Consider the following 15,737-nt stretch of genomic DNA (forward strand, 5'->3'; position numbering starts at 1 on the left):
AGCCCATGAAGTCTTGGTGCAAAACGTTACTCACATGCGGGTTAAGCATTGGCTTATTGTCTGCGTGTGCTTCAAATGATATTGAAGAGGAACCCGTAAGTCCATTACCAGAGATCGAGGCTAGCGTATTCCCTGAAGTAAGTTGGAGTGCCAATATCGGCCATGGTGTCGGTGACTATTACTCAGCTCTTCGACCTGCTGTGAGGTACGGAAAACTTTTTGTTGTTGATCGTTATGGGCAAATAATTGCGTTTAACGAAGAGACTGGCGAACAGGTTTGGGATACCGATATTAGTGACTCTTTTAGAGACAGACCTCTTGCCAAAAATCATGGTGCACGTTTAGCCGCAGGTGTTACCGCTGCTAGAGATAAAGTATTCGTTGGTGGTGAGAGTGGCTTTTTTGCTGCGTTAAACGCTGAAACCGGTGAGCCTATCTGGGACGTTGTTGCGGGTGGTGAGTTATTGTCGGCGCCAACAGTGGGCGAAGATGTGGTTGTGGTTAGCACTAGCTCTGGAACCCTTGAGGCATTTAATGTTGATGATGGTGAAAAGCTGTGGACTTACGAGAGCAAACTTCCCACTTTGACCTTGCGTGGAACGGGGGCTGCGGCCTATGAAGCGGGCGGGTTTTTCGTCGGTACCGCTGATGGGAAAGTGGCAGTTATCGTAAAAAATAACGGTCAAGCTGCATGGGAACAACCGATTTACACTCCTAAAGGCGGTAACGAGTTTACTCGTATGGCTGATGTCGATATGAAGCCCCTCGTTAGCGGAGAAAACCTATATGCGGTAAGTTACAATGGTAACTTAGTGTCGATGGAGCTGCGCAGTGGACGTATCGTTTGGAGCCGTAAGTATTCAAGCTTTAATGAGTTAGTCTCGTCAGGGTTAAGCCTGTTTGTGGTTGATGATCATAGTCGTATCTACTCAGTAGATAAACGTAATGGCTTAGAAAACTGGTCTAACATTGAGTTGGGTAACCGCGATCTGACATCGCCTGCCGTGTTCAAAGATTACCTCGTTGTTGGTGACTTTGAAGGTTATTTACACTTTATCGATCGTACTAATGGTAAAATTGTTGGCCGTGTCGAAGTGGATAGTTCAGGTTTATTTAGCCAGCCGCTAGTAATAGATGATAAAATCTATGTACAGACGCGTGGTGGTAAGGTTGCTAGAATAACGCTTCCATAAGGCGAGCTTTACAGTTTTAAAGGCCCCTGGACGTTAGTTCTGGGGGCTTTTTATTTAAGATTTTCAAAAAGATTTGTAGATTAGAGGCAAGAAAATGATTCCAGTTGTGGCCCTAGTTGGCCGACCAAACGTAGGTAAGTCGACCCTGTTCAATCGTCTTACGCGCACCAGAGATGCCTTGGTAGCAGACTACCCTGGACTGACTCGGGATCGTAAGTACGGCCGCGCTCACCTATCGGGTTATGAGTTTATTGTGGTTGATACTGGCGGTATCGACGGTACAGAAGAGGGCATCGAAACCCGTATGGCAGAGCAATCGCTTGCGGCTATCGAAGAAGCGGACGTCGTGCTGTTTTTAACTGATGCTCGTGCGGGTTTAACGTCGGCTGATGAAGCGATTGCTGCGCATCTGCGCCGTCGTGAAAAAACCACGTTTGTTGTTGCCAACAAGGTCGATGGTATCGATGCTGATTCTGCGTGCGGTGAATTTTGGGCGCTAGGCTTAGGTGAAGTCTACCAAATGGCGGCGTCTCAAGGCCGTGGCGTGACCAACATGATCGAGTATGCGTTAGCGCCATATGCCGAAGCACTAGGTCTAACTCGCGATGGTGACGAGCAAGAGCCAGAAGAAGAGCGTGAATATACCGAAGAGGAAGCAGAAGCTGAACAAAAGCGTCTGCAAGACTTGCCGATTAAGTTGGCCATTATTGGTAAGCCAAACGTTGGTAAATCAACCTTAACTAACCGGATTTTAGGTGAAGAACGGGTTGTTGTTTACGATGAGCCGGGGACCACTCGTGACAGTATCTATATTCCGCTTGAACGTGATGGCCAAGAATATGTGATCATCGACACTGCCGGTGTCCGTCGTCGTAGTAAGGTGCATGAGACCGTCGAGAAGTTCTCGGTGATCAAAACCTTGAAAGCGGTAGAAGATGCTAACGTCGTGCTACTTATCGTCGATGCCCGTGAAGGTATCGCCGAGCAAGACTTAGGACTATTGGGCTTTGCCCTTAACGCAGGTCGAGCCTTGGTTATTGCAGTAAACAAGTGGGATGGTATCGATCAAGAGATCAAAGACAGAGTTAAGAGCGAGCTCGACCGCCGTTTAGGTTTCATCGACTTTGCTCGTATTCACTTTATCTCGGCGCTACATGGCACTGGCGTTGGACACTTATTTGAATCTGTGCAAGAAGCGTACGAGAGTGCAACGCGCCGCGTCAGTACCTCAATGCTGACTCGTATCATGCAGATGGCACAAGATGATCACCAGCCACCTTTGGTTAATGGTCGTCGCGTTAAGCTTAAATATGCCCATGCGGGTGGTTATAATCCACCAATCGTTGTGGTGCACGGTAATCAGGTTAAGAAGCTGCCAGATTCATACAAGCGCTTTATGATGAACTACTATCGTCGTTCACTCAAAGTGATGGGCACGCCTATTCAAGTGCGTTTCCAAGAGGGGGGCAACCCGTTTGAGGGCATGAACAGCAAGAAGCTGACCGTGAGCCAAGAGCGTCGTCGTAAGCGAATGATGAGTCACATTAAAGACAGTAAAAAGTAGTCTAATCATTTAGCATTATTTCACCGAAGGCCAGCTGCTATAGCTGGTCTTTTTGTTGATTGCGGGTTAATTATTTACCTTAATTATTTGTCTTGAGTATTTGAATTGAGATAACTTTGCGTTTTAATATTTAGTTGAATGGACCTTGATGACGAATGACTTGCCACGGGCCCCGATGGGCTAATACACTAGTTGCTTACTATTTTAAGTTGCTTACTATTTTAAGTTGCTTACTATTTTAAGTTGCTTACTATTTTAAGTTGCTTACTGTTTTAAGTTGCTTACTGTTTTAAGTTGCTTACTGTTTTAAGTTGCTTACTGTTTTAAGTTGCTTACTGTTTTAAGTTGCTTACTGTTTTAAGTGATTAGTTTTTAAGTGATTAGTTTTTAAGTGATTAGTTTTTAAGTGATTAGTTTTTAAGTGATTAGTTTTTAAGTGATTAGTCTCTAAGTGATTAGTTTTTGAAGTAATTAGTGTACTTATAGATATTATTGGATAATAAGGTGGACACATGGAAAGTCGTCGTGAACAACTGCAATTTAACAGTGGTGCAGACTATATCGAGCAGGTCAAACATCAGGAGTTATGGCAAAAAGTGGCTGGTAAATTGCCTACTTGGCATAAAGTGTTGTTGGCTTTTGCCGTCGTTTTAACGCTAATGCCCTTTGTGACTGATGGCGCTCAAGGCACATTAATTTCGTCCATTATAGTGTGGCTGGGTTTAGGGTTTTCACATATCAACCGAAGACTCGATGCAATAGAGAAGATTGCGAAGAGCGCGTATCGCAAAGATAAGTCATCTCCTTGCGGAACCAATTAGTATAAAGATGTTATCGCTCAGCGATAACACTCGCCTATTACACTCGCCTATTACACATGATGGAGCCGCCGGCCCGGGTTTCTGTTACGATGAAATCACCTAACAAACCAAGTCAGCGGGACACAATACACGTAGGCTCCCGTCAGTTCGTTCTATATACAGAGCTCCATTCCTATTAATCCGAGTAGAAGATGCCAGCCCCTTTATGCGAAGGTTTGCTTTATTTGTACTAAAAATTTTCCTAGTAAGGGCTAAATTAAAGCGATTGATGACTCGGTGTTAGGCTGCTGGTCTATGTGATACATCTTTACTAGTGCAGTTTTAGCGGCTTTAACTCACTTTGTTATTTTTAGAGCTCACTTTGCTGCGTAAAGCTTATTTGGAAGCGCGCGCCACCAAGTGCGTCAGATTGATCGATTGCCAGTTCCCCTTGGTAGCTTTCTACAAGATCCCGTACAATTGCGAGACCAATACCATGGCCCTTTTCATAGGTGTCGGTGCGTGTGCCTCGCTCGAGTATCGACTGCCGTAACTCAGGATTAACCCCTAAGCCATCATCTTCGATGCAAATAATGAGTTTGTCGTTGGATTCGTTAATGCTCAGGGTCACTTTAGCTTTGGCTGCTTTACAAGCGTTATCTAGCAGATTGCCTAGCATCTCTGTTAAATCACTTTGATCGCCATAAAAAACCGTTAACTCATTAGGAGGAGTACTATAGTCGAGGCTAATTCCTGAGTGGATTTTGGCGAGTGTACGTAGCAGCTTGTCAGATGTATCTTTAATCTTTACCCCTAAGTGCCATGCACTACCAGCCGCACTTTGAGCACGTTTTAGCTGGTGGCCTATGGTGCGGTTGATCTGTTCTACTTGCTCGATAGAGGTTTTGCTTAACTCTTTTTGGCTCTGGATGACCGCCAAGGGGGTTTTCAGGCTGTGAGCTAAATCAGAGAGTGCATTACGATAGCGGCTGCGCTGACGTTGTTCGGTGATCAACAAGGTATTTAGTTGTTTGGCTACGGCTTGTAATTCTGTCGGATATTGACCCGTTAATTGGTATGACTCTCCTCGCTGCACTGATTGTAATTCTAATTTAAAGCGAGCAAGGGGTTTTAATGTCCAGCGTAACCAAGCGATTTGAATGGTGAGAAGCACTAACATCAGCAACAATAACCAACTCCAAAGGTGTTGACTGAAAGCCTGTTGTTGTTCCGAGACCGTGGCAAAATCTTTAATGATATGCACGGTAATAGGCGTATCTGATGGGGTTTGAGTTGCGACTGCAAAACGAACGCTAAAACTGTAGATAAGATGGGTTTTACCATCGATGTCGATTTGACTAAAGTCACCACTTCCTACGTCAGGATTAGGTAACCGCGGTGGCTCACTTAGACCTAAAAATGAGTTAGATGCCCATATCACTTTGCTGCTAGAGGCCTTACTTACTTGCTCGGATACTAACGCATATAGCCCCGAGTTGATGACATTAAATTGGTTTTCTAATAGGCGCTCAGGCATTAGCAGTTCGCCATCTTCCATGTCAGTCACCGCTAGCACTGAATATAAGTAGGCACTGAGTTGATCTTGAATATTAATCATTACCTGTTGTTTAAAGGCGTTGTTAAGCGCGAGACCTATGATGGGCAATAGCACCACAATAAGCAGCATGGCACTTAGCATTAAGCGGGTGCTAAGTGAGTTGAATAGCTTCGTGGGTTGGTTAACCATCTTCATCGACATCTTAATCGTTAGCCAGTTGTCGCATACGATACCCTTGGCCTCTTAAGGTTTCGATTAAGCCATGTTTATTATCAGGATCGAGTTTTTTACGTAAACGGCGAATAAATACTTCGATGACATTTGAATCTAAATCGAAATCTTGATCATAAATATGCTCAATAAGCACACTTTTGGATTTCACTTCACCAATGTGGAGCATGAAATACTCAAATAGCTTGTATTCTGAGCCACTTAAATTAATCTGCAGCTCTCCAGCTTTGATTTCATGGCTGCTGGTATTGAGGCTGAATAAACCGTTTTGAATGAGTGGACTCGATTTTCCAGCTGAGCGACGAATAAGTGCTTTGAGGCGCGCGATTAACTCTTCAGGATGAAAAGGTTTAGTGAGATAGTCATCGGCTCCGGCATCTAGTCCTTCGACTTTATCTTGCCAACTGTCTCGTGCGGTTAGGATTAAAATGGGGTACTCAATACCGTGAGCACGCAATTGGCTAATGAGTGCAATGCCATCTAGTTTCGGTAGACCCACATCAATAATAGCTGCGTCATAGCTGTATTCTACTCCTTGAAATAATCCCTCTTCACCATCACAGGCCACATCTAAGGTGTAATTGGCATCAAGCAGATGTTGTTTTAAGTTTTCTTGTAGCGCTAAATCATCTTCAACCAGTAGTAATCGCATTTGTTTTTCCTTAGATATCAGTTTAACGTCTACTCATTTGCCCGCTTACGGCGTCAATTGATACATAAAAAACGACACCATCAGCGCTTAGCAGCTTAGCGCGATATCCAGGATTGCCATTGACCTTAGTTGATTGAACACTGAGCACTTTACCACCGTATTGGCTTTTAACCATTTGGGTCGCTTGTTGACGGTTTTTGACTCTGAGATTGGGTTGGTTTTTTTGAGCAGCGATTAACATGCTACTTGCCATCGTCGATAACCCATAGCTTGATGCATTCCCATAAGAGGGAAGCAAAAAGCAAAATGATGCTATCAATATCAGTGCAATTCTCATCAAAAGTACCTGTATTCCTATTGTCTGCTCAGTGTAAAAGATCCTATAAAAATAAGAAACATATCAACCTACTTAGGTTTTATTTTACTCCTGTCATATCGCTATCCCTTCTATGGCTTTTGCATTCGTAAAATGATGCTTACCCTTTATTATCCCCAAATGAAAATGAATATTAGCTGAATGGTCTTTTTACATCATCATGCTGAATTTACGATATTTTATCGTTCAGCTTATGTTCATTTTGGGCGGGTTTTAATAGATGCAACGATAAGATAACAGTTCAAAATGGAGATTGATTATGCAAACAATCACTCAGCTTACTCAAAACGCAGTCGCGGCGTTTAAATCAACAATATCGCTGCTTAATCTAAGGATCTTACCGAGTGTTTTACTGCTTGGCTTGAGTTCGCCCCTTGCGGTTGCGGCCGACAATACCGCTGTTGAAAATACCGTTGCAGAAAGTACAGATACGATGAGCTCTGTATCGGTAAGTATTGTGCAAGGCTTGAGCGACGAACAGCAGCCGTTTAGCCGCACCGCGCAGCCAATGAACGCAGCTCAGCAGTTAGCTGCAGAGCAACTTAAGCTGGTTCAGTTGACTCCTGATAAACGAAAGACCCGCGAGCAAGTGATTGCTGAGCGTCAATCTGGGGGGGATAAAACCGAGAAACTTCGCTCGGCATCCCAGCGTTTGAATGCGGGCATTTATCATGAATTCTCTATCTATGAGGCGAGTAGTCGTTTGTTTGAAGATATTGACTACGATGGCTTTTTCCGCACCTTTAGTGTGACATTTGATGCCGATGTACATAGCTTTTATGTGGGTGAGCGCGCTGATGTCTACGCTGATCTTTATTTGAGTCGAAACGGCGGCCCGTGGGAGCTCTATCATACGACTGATGTATTCACCATTGTTGATGATGTGAGTGATGATGATTTTGAGGTGTTGACGACCTTACATGCAGGTTACCCAACTGATCACTATGATGTTTTGATCGATCTATATGAGGTCGGTTACAGCGACATTGTGGCAACGGTTAGCAGCGATGATCTCGACGAGCTTTATGGTTTACCCTTAGAAAGTGCCGATCGCGATTTTTATGAAGAGGTTATTGAAGTGACTGCGGGGGGCGTGACATCAATATTGGGGATGCTAATTCTGTTTATGGTTGCCATCACTAGGCGAGTGACGGCTAAGTTTCGTCACTAATAGTGATGAAACATAGCCCAGTGAAGCTTTCGTTATTCTTTTCTTAATAATCTTTTTGCAAGGTAAATGATATTTCACAAAAAATTGTCATATATGAGCGTATATTAGGGGGGATATTCTTTATATGCAGGGGGCAATATGGCGCAGGATCAAGATGCAAGTCGTGAACAAGTAAGTTGTGAACAAGTCAAAGTCTATCGAGTGTGGGATCGACCTACACGATTGTTTCATTGGATAAATGTATCGTGTGTCATGGCGCTAATTTTTATTGGTGCCATTATGCTGTTTAAAGGTGAATTGGGGATTAGTGGTTTAGAAGCAAAGGTTAAGCTTAAGGAGCTTCATGTTGTTGTCGGTTACCTATTTGCTGTTAACTTGGTCGTTAGATTAGTGTGGGGCTGCATTGGTTCAAATAGCGCCCGTTTATCTAAAATGCTGCCAAATTTTTCAGCGGTATTAGCTTATAAAGCGAAATTGAAGCAGGGAGCATCACCGCAATATCTGCATCACAATCCCGTGGGCAATTTAGCAGTATTCGCAATGATGGTGCTGTTGGTTACGATTATGTTTACGGGCCTTATTCGTGCGGGAACCGATATTTATTATCCGCCACTTGGTGGACTGGTTAGTGACTATATTGCGGCGAACGGTGTCGATGGCGCTTCGTTAAAGCCTTATGATGAGACAGGTGTTGATAATCAAAAAGTGGCGCAGATAAAACCATTTAAATCTCTGGCTGGCGAAGTGCATGTCTATAGCGTTTATTTATTGATTTTAATTATTTTAGTTCATATTGCTGGTGTGATAGTTGCTGAGATAAAGCACCAACCCGGTTTGGTTTCGGCAATGATATCGGGTAAAAAACGCTTGAATCGACCGCCTGAAGACTAGCATTGTTTGAGCTTAAAAAATCAAAAGAAAAGGCACTGTTTTAGTTTAATTAGTTGGGTACAGCATAGGTTGTATCCAATTTTTTATACGTGATTAAGTCCGAGTTTAGCGGGCGAGCCAAATAACCGTTTATTGGTTTAAATATCAATAATCGGGTTAGACAAAAAAGGTCCACAATTAATACGTTAAAGACTTAATTTCTCATTATTTTTAGTCTAGTATGTTAGGTACTTGTTAATATCCCATTGGGGGAATAATGAAGCGAACTCTGATACTTACACTTACATTGCTCGGCGCTTTGACATCAAATCCTGTATCGGCAGTTGCTGACATCAAAGGTTATTATCTTGGTGCTATGGCGGGTAACTCACAGTTAAAGGCGGGTGAGTTTGACGAGGATGCAATAAGTTATGGTGTATATGCTGGTTATTATACAAGTAAGAATTTTGCGCTAGAAGCTGCTTATATGATGACAGATAATTACGTTGATAATGGTGACGTGAAGGCTAATTACATCTCGCTTGCTGCTAAGTTTCATCATTATTTTAATGATACCTATTCGATGTTTATTAAGGCTGGTGCAGCATCCACTAAGGTTGAAGCCGATTTGGATTATGATGGTATTGGTTGGTTGTGGGGCGCTGGTTTTAATATGGCTTTTAGTAACAAGGTCAATGTGCGAATCGCTTATGAAATGGTTTATACCGATTTAGATGCCAGCGGGCTAGAAGAAACCGTCGATAGCGATCTTGGTAATGTTTATTTAGGGATACATTATCAGTTCTAGTGTCGAGTTTTCGCGATAGCGAGTTATTTTATCAAGCCCAAAAATCTATTCGTTTAAAAATGCAGCCAACAGGCTGCATTTTTTGTGGTGAGATAAAAGCGAATGAGATTAGACCGCACTTAAACTTGAGGGATGAAAACGCCAAATCAAGTACACAAAAAAGATCAGCAGCAAACGCTACTGGTTCAATAAAATCAGGATGGGACATTTTTTTATTAGCCATCACGGTGCGTCGAAGCCGTACTTAGCGAGAATGGCTTGGCCTTGCGGCGAAATAATAAACTCGGCTAACTCATTTGCTTGAGGTCTGGCACCTTTGATCGCTGTTAAGCCATAATTTGCACCGACGCTGAGATTATCGGGTAGTGCAATTATCTGCAGTTTGGATACCTGTTTTTTGGCCAATACCGCATTAGTACAGTAGGTTAGGAAGATATCTGCTTGTTTGTTTTCCATCACCCAAGCATACGGATTACTTCCATCTGGTGCCTTAGCGCTGGTTGGGCCGCCAGTTAATTGTAGGGCTTTGTCACTGAGTAGTTTAAAAGCATTAGGTTGAATCTGCTGCGCGCGTTCAAAGACTTTCCAAGCGTAATCGCCGGCGGGATCGGCTTTGGGAGTCGAAGTGCCTAACCGAATGGTGTCATTTAGCATCTGCTCAAGTAAGGTCGCAGGTGTTACGCTTACTTCTGGTTGGGCTAAGGCACAAAGCTTATTGCGGGCAAACATCACCACTGCACTGCTGAGACCTGCGTTGTTCAAAGCGGTTGGGTGTTTCATATTTGCTGATGCAAATAGGTCAACCTTCTCACCGCCTTCAATTCGTTTACGCAACAACCCCGAGGGGGCAAATTGGGTAGAAACATCAATCTTGTTACTGTGTTGGTATGTATTGACGATATCCGTCATGGCGGCTTTCAAGCTGCCTGCGGCTCTAAACTCAATGGGCGCTTCTCGGGCTGAAATGTTGCCGCTAAATACCGCGAGCAACAGAGGGCTTAAAATCCATTTATGTTTCATGCTCAATAATTCCTGTTACTAATATTGGTAACTATCAAACCTTAGTTCTTGTTAAGCGACAATAGCCTTTATTGATGAGATGAATAACTTGCTGTAAGGATCGCGAAATTAATGATTGTGATAGACAAAATGTCGCAATGGCAAATGGATTGAACGATTAGATTTGCTTATTTATTCGATGTCATTAACAAGCTCAAATATGCACAAAATTCTCATATTAAAAACGATAAGTTGCATAATATTGTCAATCAATTATATTGCGTGGTTGGCTAAATTTATTTTATTTCAATAGGTTATTTTTGCTTGTCGTTTTTTGCGACACAGTTAATAGAGAGTAGGTATGTTTACATTTTCGACAAAAAAGGTGCTTGTAGCGCTATTGTTTCCAACATTATTGGCGGGTTGTGCAACAGGTAATACACCTGAAGTAAAGAAAGCTAACGCGCGTAAAGCGACTCAAGATGCGTTGCAGGAAATTTATAAAGAGCATCCAGGTGCAAGGCCGGCAGTTGCTGGGGCATTGGCTCATGTGGTTTGCACTGGCAGTAATAGTTATCTATTTGCATTATCTACTGGCGGCGGTGTTTGTGTGCTTACTGAAAAGGGCAAAACGTCATACTATCGTTTTGCGACAGGTGGTGTTGGTGCTGGGATCGGCTGGAAGCAGGTGGCATTTGTCCAAGCATTTATGAAGGCGGGGGCGGTAAAACGTTTTAAAGAGTCTGGCTACGAGGGGCAGGCGCAAGCTGAAGCCAGCGCAAAGTATGACGATAACGGGGAGCAAGCTTCGGTGAATCAATCTGTTGATATCGATGGTGTAAAAACCTACCAAGTTAACTTGATGGGTGCAGCGGCTCAGGCAACGGTACAAGGATATAAGTATTGGAAAACCGACTTTAGTGAAGATTTTATGCAGAATGCCGACTAGGGCCTATTAAGCGTTAGAACGCACTTTTGTTAAGTGACGTTATTGGGCTTGAGCTATGATCCTCAAGCCCATAAAGCGAAAGTTAAAAAATCTGAAAGCCTTGAATTAGCCTTAAGGGGAGCTATTGGATTGCGCACTCGGTTTTCTGTAATAAATTAAACAGAGTGATTCACTTCAACACCGCTTTTCCGCCAATGATTTTAAAAGCAGGGACGCCTCTGACCAAGGTTTCTCTGGCAAAACGCTGCTGACAATTTGGGCAAATACAGGCGACTTGGGTGTAGTCTTCGACGATACGTTCTTTAAAGCATTTAACCAATGCTCCCTTTCCATCTTTACGGTATTTAAATAACTTAGTTTTACACTGACCACAGAGGATCTCAACAGTCCTAGTGGGCCCTTTCTTATTCGGTTTTGCCATAATAACGGTTTGCTCTTAATGACGGCTTAATAAATGATAGAGTGCCTTTAAAAAAAGAATTTCTAACATCTGCTTAACTTAGATATAGTAACGTAAGTGAAAAGGATATTGGCGTTACTCTATGATTAAAATAATAAAAATTATAACGCTCGGATTGCTTACTGCCTTATTTTTAGTGATAGCCGCCATTTATGTCGGTCTACATCTTAGTTTGCCGCAACTTTCTGGAGAGCTAAAGGTTCGCCAGATAGTCGCGCCTGTCACGATCAAAAGAGATCGCTTGGGCACTGCTGTCATTCGTGGAGAAAACCGCCAAGATGTGGCTTTTGCACTGGGTTTTGCCCATGGGCAAGACCGCTTCTTCCAGATGGATCTATTGCGGCGTAATTCGGCTGGTGAGCTAGCTGAGATCTTCGGACCTGCTGCAATAAAGTTTGATAAGCGTCATCGATTTCATCAGTTGCGAAAAAGAGCTGAACAGATCCTTGCTCAGTTGCCGACGGCTCAGCAGCAGTTGCTTGCACGTTACAGCGATGGTGTAAATCAGGCGATTGCTGAGCAGAGGTTAAAATCTTTTGAATATGTCTTAACTGGAACGTCACCGAAACCGTGGCAACCTGCTGATAGCCTGCTTGTTATTTATAGCATGTATTTAGATCTTCAAGGTAATACCATCAATCGAGATATAACCCTGACTATGGTCGAGCGTCTATTTGGTCAGCCGATGCGGCTGTTTATTACTCAGACGTCCAATTATCAGGCGGCGCTGGATAACAGCCTATTTCCCTCAGATCCCCCACCTATGCCAGCGATAGAACCGAACATGCTCGCTCATCGATTTGATGTTGAGATTGCAGATCTTGAAGAGGTTGGCAGCAACAACTGGGCGGTCACAGGCGAGCATACCGAGTCAGGCAGCGCCATGTTATCCAATGATATGCATCTCTTATTTGCGGTGCCGATTATTTGGTATCGATCCCAGCTTAATTATCCTGATGCAGTCGGTCAAAATGTACAAGTTACAGGTGTGTCTCTGCCTGGGGCTCCTGCAATTGTTGTGGGGTCAAATGGTAAGATTGCCTGGGGCTTTACCAATGCTTATATCGACACTGCCGATTGGATCGCAATAGATGATAGTGAGCCGCTAACGATAGAAGAGGAAATGATTCGTCTGCCCGATTCTGTTGTGGATTATCCGATCTCTATGTCACGTTTTGGCCCAGTTAAGACCTATGGCGAAAAGCAATACGCACTTTCTTGGGTTGCGCATCAAGATTATGCCGTTGATATGGAATTAATGGGGTTAGAAACCATTAGCAGCGCAGAGCAAGGGCTTGAGTTGGCTAAAACATTTGGCGTCCCAGTGCAAAATCTATTGATTGTCGATGATAAGGGGAATGTCGGTTGGCAACCCGCAGGAGCGATACCTGCTAGAACCAATCCTGCTGATGTAGCGCAACCTTCGGCCGAGGTACAAGCGGTTAATTGGCATCAGGATGAATCTCAATTGCCTAGAGAATATAACCCAGACAATGGCCTGCTTTGGAGTGCAAACGCTCGGGTAATGTCAACTAAGGATGCTTTGCGTTTTGGGGATGGCGGCTACGCGCTTGGGGCAAGAAGTGCTCAGATCCGCGACCGATTACAACAGCAGAAACAGTTTGACGAGGCTGATTTCTATCGCATTCAGCTCGATAATCAGGCGCATTTTTACCGGCCCTGGCAGGAGCATCTTGTTAATGCGTTAATGTCCCAACCTCAACGATTTGCTATAGATATTCAGTATCTTAGACAGTGGAAAGAGTGTGCCTGTAGTGATTCTGTTGGTTTCACCTTGGTTAAATCGTTCAGAAATCGGCTTATCGATGCAGCGTTTTCGCCGGTTGAAAGTGTGCTTCAACAACATGAGCTTAGCTTGTCGGTCTTAAAGCGTTATCTAGAACCCGCCATATGGCAGCTGTTAAGTGAGCAACCGCAAAGCTGGTTGGCATCGGAATATGCCTCTTGGGATGAGTTTGTCATAGCAAATTATGTGGATTCAACCGAACGCTTATTAGAGACATATAGTGACTCTGCTAACTATCAAGATCTGGCATGGGGCAGGGTCAATACCTTGCATATTCGGCATCCTTTTAGCAAGCAGATGCCGCTGTTGAGTGCGTTGCTCGATATGCCTAAGGTGGCGGGTTTTGGCGATACCTTTATGCCAGCCGTGCAGAGTTCAAGCTTTGGCGCTTCGCAGCGTTTTATTGTGCAACCAGGACTTGAGTCTCAAGCTGTTCTCACCATTCCTGGCGGGCAATCTGGGCATCCGCTATCGCCTTATTACCATGCAGGGTTTGATGAGTATGCCGATCAAGTCGCTACGCCTTTATTGCCTGCAGCGATTCAGGCGCGTTTAGTGCTGCAACCAGTAAACTAACAAAGATACAGAGTGCTAGAGAGTAAAAAACGAGCCTAAGCTGGTTTTTACTCTCTATCGAACTAGCGTTATGCACGTCGCACTTTAGGCCATGCGTTCAACGGGTTTCCAGCGCAGTAATTCACCTGGCAGTTTTACGCCTTGGGCGATAATGCTATTGATGCGATTAAGGTAAGCGGCGCCGTACATCAAGTGCTTGGCCAAATCTACCGCATTACGTTTTTGGTAGTCATCTAAATAGCTGCCCTTTGCCCACTGGTTAAAGGCGCCAAGTGCTGGACCTGCCCAGATCTGGTAATCCATTTCACGGCCGACTTCACCTGAGTTTGACCAGCGGCTCGATAGCCCCAAATACCAGCGGAAAATCAGTGCCATCTTGCGTTTTGGGTTACCTTCGGCGCGCTCAATCTGCTTAGGATCGCGCTCGTTAAAGTGGGCGACTGTGCCTGCCCAGATATCATCGAGGCTTGAGCGGAAGACTTGCTTTTCAAGCTTTTCACGCTCATCGGCAGGAATTGACTCAATGGCGTCATAACGTGTGTAGATCTCATACAGCTTGTTAGCGCGCATTGGGAATAGGGTGCCACGCTTAACCACCTGAAGCTTTACGCCCATCTCAAACATGTCGGCGGCTGGTGCCATGGTGACATCTGCCATCTCTGTGGTGGCAAGCAGTTTGCGGGTATGCTCACTGGCTCCGGCTTCGACACAGGCTTGGTTGATTGAACCAGTAACGATATAGGCCGCGCCCATATTAAAGGTCGCGAGCGCCGCATCTGGGGTGCCCACACCACCGCCACAACCCACGCGAAGTGGCGTTGGATATTGGTACTTGGCTTGGATCTCGTCTTTTAGCGCTAAAATCGTTGGCAATAGCGTAACCAAAGGACGGTTATCGGTATGGCCGCCAGAATCGGCTTCGGCGGTGATATCGTCAGCCATGGGGATCTGCTGGGCCATCTCCATCTGATCGACACTGATCAAACCCTCATCCACGAGTTTTTGTAGCATCTTCACGGGCGCAGGCATCATGAACTTTTCAGCTACTTCGGTGCGGCTCACTTTGGCGATCACCTTGTTGCCGATAACGATGTTGCCAAGGGCGTCACGACTCAGACCCGCTGCACGGTAGTAAACAATTTGCGGCGTGAGGCCTAAGAAGGCCGATGCTTCAACGGTGCGTACCTTATGCTTAAGAAATAGTTCGACGCTGCCACGCTCTAGTGCGGGTTCGCTTGGACTATGAATAAGGTTAAACATGTAGGGGCCATTGGGCAGCGCGGCTTGAATGCGGTTAATGGCGGCTTCTACGCGGCTTGGGATGAGCCCCGCTGCGCCAAATGAGCACAGAATCCCCGCTTTACCTAAGGCGATAACCAGCTCTTCTGAGGAGATGCCGTTGGCCATCGCACCCGCATAGTAAGCATATTTTACACCGTGAACGCGGCGGAAATTACTGTCGCCAAGGCTTTCGGTACCCAGTGCTGGAGTGAAGGCACTAACGGGATGACCTTGAGTGTTATTGGTGGTCATCAGGTTGGCTTGCGTCGCGATGCCCACCCCTTTATCGCTGTCATTGATGACATAGCAGGCGCGGCTGAAATCTTTCAGCTTTGCCGCCATAGCATGCGTATCAAAACAGATATCTGCATCATTTACTTGCCAAGGCCATGGCGATAATTTGTCGCTAGTTGTCGTGGGATTCATTTAAATAAGACCCTTA

14 protein-coding genes are annotated in these 15,737 nt (G+C 44.7%); 8 read left to right on the plus strand and 6 right to left on the minus strand.

Features of this window, described 5'->3' with window-relative positions:
• Positions 1-5: 5 nt before the first annotated feature.
• From bamB to K0I62_RS05910, 3 genes are all read left to right on the plus strand, one after another.
• A complete protein-coding gene (gene bamB / locus K0I62_RS05900) occupies positions 6-1,193 on the plus strand; it encodes an outer membrane protein assembly factor BamB (protein WP_220070560.1) in 1,188 nt (395 codons plus the stop codon).
• A 94-nt stretch (positions 1,194-1,287) separates the two neighbouring features.
• Complete coding sequence (gene der, locus K0I62_RS05905) at positions 1,288-2,757, plus strand: ribosome biogenesis GTPase Der (protein ID WP_220061483.1); 1,470 nt, start codon at positions 1,288-1,290, stop codon at positions 2,755-2,757.
• Between the two features lie 512 nt (positions 2,758-3,269).
• Positions 3,270-3,578 (plus strand): hypothetical protein, encoded by a 309-nt coding sequence (locus K0I62_RS05910; protein ID WP_220070561.1) that lies wholly within the window; start codon positions 3,270-3,272, stop codon positions 3,576-3,578.
• A gap of 349 nt (positions 3,579-3,927) precedes the next feature.
• Here the strand turns inward: K0I62_RS05910 and K0I62_RS05915 are convergent, their stop codons facing one another.
• The 3 genes from K0I62_RS05915 to K0I62_RS05925 are packed head-to-tail and all read right to left on the minus strand — an operon-like array spanning position 3,928 to position 6,251.
• On the minus strand, positions 3,928-5,316 hold the full coding sequence (locus K0I62_RS05915; RefSeq protein WP_220070562.1) for an ATP-binding protein: 1,389 nt from the start codon (positions 5,314-5,316) through the stop codon (positions 3,928-3,930).
• Between the two features lies 1 nt (position 5,317).
• Positions 5,318-5,998 (minus strand): response regulator transcription factor, encoded by a 681-nt coding sequence (locus tag K0I62_RS05920; protein WP_220070563.1) that lies wholly within the window; start codon positions 5,996-5,998, stop codon positions 5,318-5,320.
• 22 nt (positions 5,999-6,020) lie between these two features.
• Positions 6,021-6,251: a PepSY domain-containing protein gene (locus tag K0I62_RS05925; protein WP_258405094.1), complete on the minus strand. Its 231-nt coding sequence runs from the start codon at positions 6,249-6,251 to the stop codon at positions 6,021-6,023.
• Between the two features lie 382 nt (positions 6,252-6,633).
• Here K0I62_RS05925 and K0I62_RS05930 point away from each other — a divergent pair, with 382 nt between their 5' ends.
• The 3 genes from K0I62_RS05930 (at position 6,634) to K0I62_RS05940 (ending at position 9,223) form a co-directional block, all read left to right on the plus strand.
• Positions 6,634-7,545 (plus strand): choice-of-anchor H family protein, encoded by a 912-nt coding sequence (locus tag K0I62_RS05930; protein ID WP_220070564.1) that lies wholly within the window; start codon positions 6,634-6,636, stop codon positions 7,543-7,545.
• Positions 7,546-7,683: 138 nt separating this feature from the next.
• Positions 7,684-8,436: a cytochrome b/b6 domain-containing protein gene (locus tag K0I62_RS05935; RefSeq protein WP_220070565.1), complete on the plus strand. Its 753-nt coding sequence runs from the start codon at positions 7,684-7,686 to the stop codon at positions 8,434-8,436.
• Between the two features lie 256 nt (positions 8,437-8,692).
• On the plus strand, positions 8,693-9,223 hold the full coding sequence (locus tag K0I62_RS05940; RefSeq protein ID WP_220070566.1) for an outer membrane beta-barrel protein: 531 nt from the start codon (positions 8,693-8,695) through the stop codon (positions 9,221-9,223).
• Positions 9,224-9,445: 222 nt separating this feature from the next.
• On the opposite strand, the gene K0I62_RS05945 is transcribed toward K0I62_RS05940, so the two are convergent.
• Positions 9,446-10,243: a molybdate ABC transporter substrate-binding protein gene (locus tag K0I62_RS05945; protein WP_220070567.1), complete on the minus strand. Its 798-nt coding sequence runs from the start codon at positions 10,241-10,243 to the stop codon at positions 9,446-9,448.
• A 340-nt stretch (positions 10,244-10,583) separates the two neighbouring features.
• Here K0I62_RS05945 and K0I62_RS05950 point away from each other — a divergent pair, with 340 nt between their 5' ends.
• Positions 10,584-11,171 carry a lipid-binding SYLF domain-containing protein gene (locus tag K0I62_RS05950; protein ID WP_220070568.1) on the plus strand — a complete coding sequence of 196 codons (588 nt, stop codon included), beginning with the start codon at positions 10,584-10,586 and terminating at the stop codon, positions 11,169-11,171.
• A 169-nt stretch (positions 11,172-11,340) separates the two neighbouring features.
• On the opposite strand, the gene K0I62_RS05955 is transcribed toward K0I62_RS05950, so the two are convergent.
• A complete protein-coding gene (locus K0I62_RS05955; RefSeq protein WP_220070569.1) occupies positions 11,341-11,592 on the minus strand; it encodes a hypothetical protein in 252 nt (83 codons plus the stop codon).
• A gap of 121 nt (positions 11,593-11,713) precedes the next feature.
• Here K0I62_RS05955 and K0I62_RS05960 point away from each other — a divergent pair, with 121 nt between their 5' ends.
• Entirely contained in the window at positions 11,714-14,014 is a 2,301-nt protein-coding gene (locus K0I62_RS05960; RefSeq protein WP_220070570.1) for a penicillin acylase family protein, read from the plus strand.
• 84 nt (positions 14,015-14,098) lie between these two features.
• Here the strand turns inward: K0I62_RS05960 and pfaD are convergent, their stop codons facing one another.
• On the minus strand, positions 14,099-15,721 hold the full coding sequence (gene pfaD, locus K0I62_RS05965) for an eicosapentaenoate synthase subunit PfaD (RefSeq protein WP_220070571.1): 1,623 nt from the start codon (positions 15,719-15,721) through the stop codon (positions 14,099-14,101).
• Between the last annotated feature and the right edge of the window lie 16 nt (positions 15,722-15,737).

The organism is Shewanella psychrotolerans (assembly GCF_019457595.1).
In the GTDB taxonomy this organism is placed as follows: domain Bacteria; phylum Pseudomonadota; class Gammaproteobacteria; order Enterobacterales; family Shewanellaceae; genus Shewanella; species Shewanella psychrotolerans.